At 39.3% G+C, this 2,389-nt stretch carries 2 protein-coding genes; one reads left to right on the top strand and one right to left on the bottom strand.

Translation table 11 applies throughout. From position 1 onward, the window contains the following. A partial coding sequence (locus DSOL_RS25855; RefSeq protein WP_170871632.1) for a histidine kinase dimerization/phospho-acceptor domain-containing protein occupies positions 1–1,170 on the bottom strand: 1,170 nt, incomplete at its 3' end. A gap of 351 nt (positions 1,171–1,521) precedes the next feature. On the opposite strand from DSOL_RS25855, the gene DSOL_RS25860 reads away from it, so the two are divergent. After that, the gene (locus tag DSOL_RS25860) at positions 1,522–2,154 is read left to right on the top strand and encodes a hypothetical protein (RefSeq protein WP_075367565.1); all 633 of its coding nucleotides are present in this window, start codon (positions 1,522–1,524) and stop codon (positions 2,152–2,154) included. Positions 2,155–2,389: the final 235 nt, after the last annotated feature.

The following is a 2,389-nucleotide window of genomic DNA, read 5'->3' on the forward strand; positions in this document are numbered from 1 at the left end:
CTCATCAAGCTGCAAGATAATTCTTATCCTCTGATTTCGTAACATTGCGGCCGAAAAAGAGAGGACCCCCTTGATTAAATCATTGACAGAACACTCCTTAATAGAAACTTTAGTAGGACGGCCGAAGTCCAGTAGTTCTTGAATTTCCGAATTTTGACGGTCAACCTGTTCGTCTATGGCCTTTGTGAATTCTTCGATGCCGCTCACTTGGGAGTATTCTTGCTTCATAAGTTCAACTAAGGTTTTGATGATGGCGATGGGGTTACGCAATTCATGAGCCACACCGGTTGCTAAACGGCCAAGTGCGATCAGGTGTTCAGATTGCCTAAGTTGATCTTCCAACCGTTCCTTTTCGGTTAGACCTACCGCCATTCGGTTAACTGCTTGAGCCACCTGACCCAGTTCACCCGGCATTTGAGGCAATAAGTGATGGATATCTTTCTCCATGCTCTGTAATCCCTGCTTTAAGCGGTCGACCCCAGTGGTTAAATTCCGAATGATTATAAGGGTACCCATCATAACTAAGGCCAGTACGCCAAGAATGAAATAACGCAGCAGTTTCCGGAAGTAACTACTTTGGTAAAAGAAGGGATTAAGTCGCTCCTCTACCCACATCACTGCGACCACTTTCCCTTTGAGTACAACAGGAGTAATGTACTCAACGATCTGATCATCCCAAGAACCGGAAATTCGAAAGAGTGGTTCATTCCCCATTTCAGTTGCGATCAGACCTGGTTTAGCATTGGCAAAGATATCCTTCTCCCTCTGAGCTTCTTCTTCCTGTGATAAGTTGCGATAGTTATGTAGGAACCCTAGTACCGTAATCTTCTCGGTACCTGGAACATATAGACCGAAGCGAATACCTGAATTCGCAGGAACCTGGGGTTCTACGACTTGTGTAAACTCGTTAGTAAGCAGGGTTGATGAGACATCGCTTGGCTCTGTCCACAGAGGCTCAATATTTTTAGAAAGTTCATTATTTGTAGTTTTGACCAAGGCCTCCAGTCTCTGCTCTTTGTCTAAGAAGACAACTTCATTCGTCCGTGAAGCGAAAAAGATGTCATACATCAAGGCTAATAAAGGTACAAGCATGATGGCGGCAATGATAATTACGATCTGATTCGTCAGACTATTAAGTTTAAAATAGGAAAATATTTTTTTATTCTTCAAAGAAATCAACCCCCATATAATGGAAGAATTTAAAATAGGATTATATGATGCATATTCATCGAAGGAAAGATACATTTATAAAAATGCTTAAATACGTTATAAAAACAGAGTATAAAGATCATAAATGCTTAAAATGAGGGTATCTTAGATTTACCGAGGTGTAGCATTTGCTACACCTCTTTCTAGTTTAATCTAGTAAAAGCTTGAATTTGGCGGTTTTTAGGGTTGGCACGCTGTTTGCTATATAAAGAATTATATCACAAGCATAAGGGGGAAGATATCTCTTAAATCATTGAGTTGTAGTATTTGAAATAATTTCGGGTACCATAAATACTGAAAGGTGGGATTCAGTTGTCTAGCTTAGTACTCAATAAATATTCACCTTTAGTTGATAGAATGAAGCAAGAATCCGGAGATGAATCTTATCCAATTTGGCTCTTAGTTAATCCCAAATATCCTGGTGCTATTTACGATATTTGGACTCCAATATTATATGAGATTCAGGACAGGGTATATCGTAAACTTCATGCAAGGATTGATACTGAAAATATTTTCATAAAAAGTGCTGTTAGCGATATCGGAATAGTTCGTAATAGCTCTAATTGGTGGGCAGCAGAAGTAGCTAAAGAAGAAGTGATGTTAAGGGAAAGTGTCCGCGAACATCAGCCTAAAATTCTAATTACTTTCGGTACCATTACGTATGAGTTTGTAAGACGTGTCTTCGAGATAAGGCCTGAAAAGGGGCCTAAGTATTGGAGTACTACTAACTTAGAAGATGAATTTGAACGATCAATTGCGAACTTTGATATAAACCAAACAAATAGGATTCCCTTACCTAGTCGAGTAATGAAGAGTGGTAAGTTTATTGAAGATCGCAATTATTTTAGTTGGAATGACAACGAAAGTTACTTTCGTGAAGTTGCAACGAGGATTGCCGATAGGATCATTGAAAACAAGGATAGTCTTAAAATATGGATTGAATAAGCGACACTTAGGAGAAACGGCAATGGCCTTGAAGAGAGAAAATCTCTCTTCAAGGCTTTATTATGTGTAGTTGCCGTTATTAATGATGCTGATTTCCATTACTATATTGATTGGCAACGATGCTCTCCTCGCCAACTTTTACTTGGCGCTGTGGTGGTTCCTATCTGATCATAATTGGATATTTCTCGGCTAAAAGGGTTTCTTTAAAGTCTTGATGGCAAGAGAATTTTGTTGT

Origin of the sequence: Desulfosporosinus metallidurans (assembly GCF_001936615.1) — a bacterium.
In the GTDB taxonomy this organism is placed as follows: Bacteria; Bacillota; Desulfitobacteriia; order Desulfitobacteriales; family Desulfitobacteriaceae; genus Desulfosporosinus; species Desulfosporosinus metallidurans.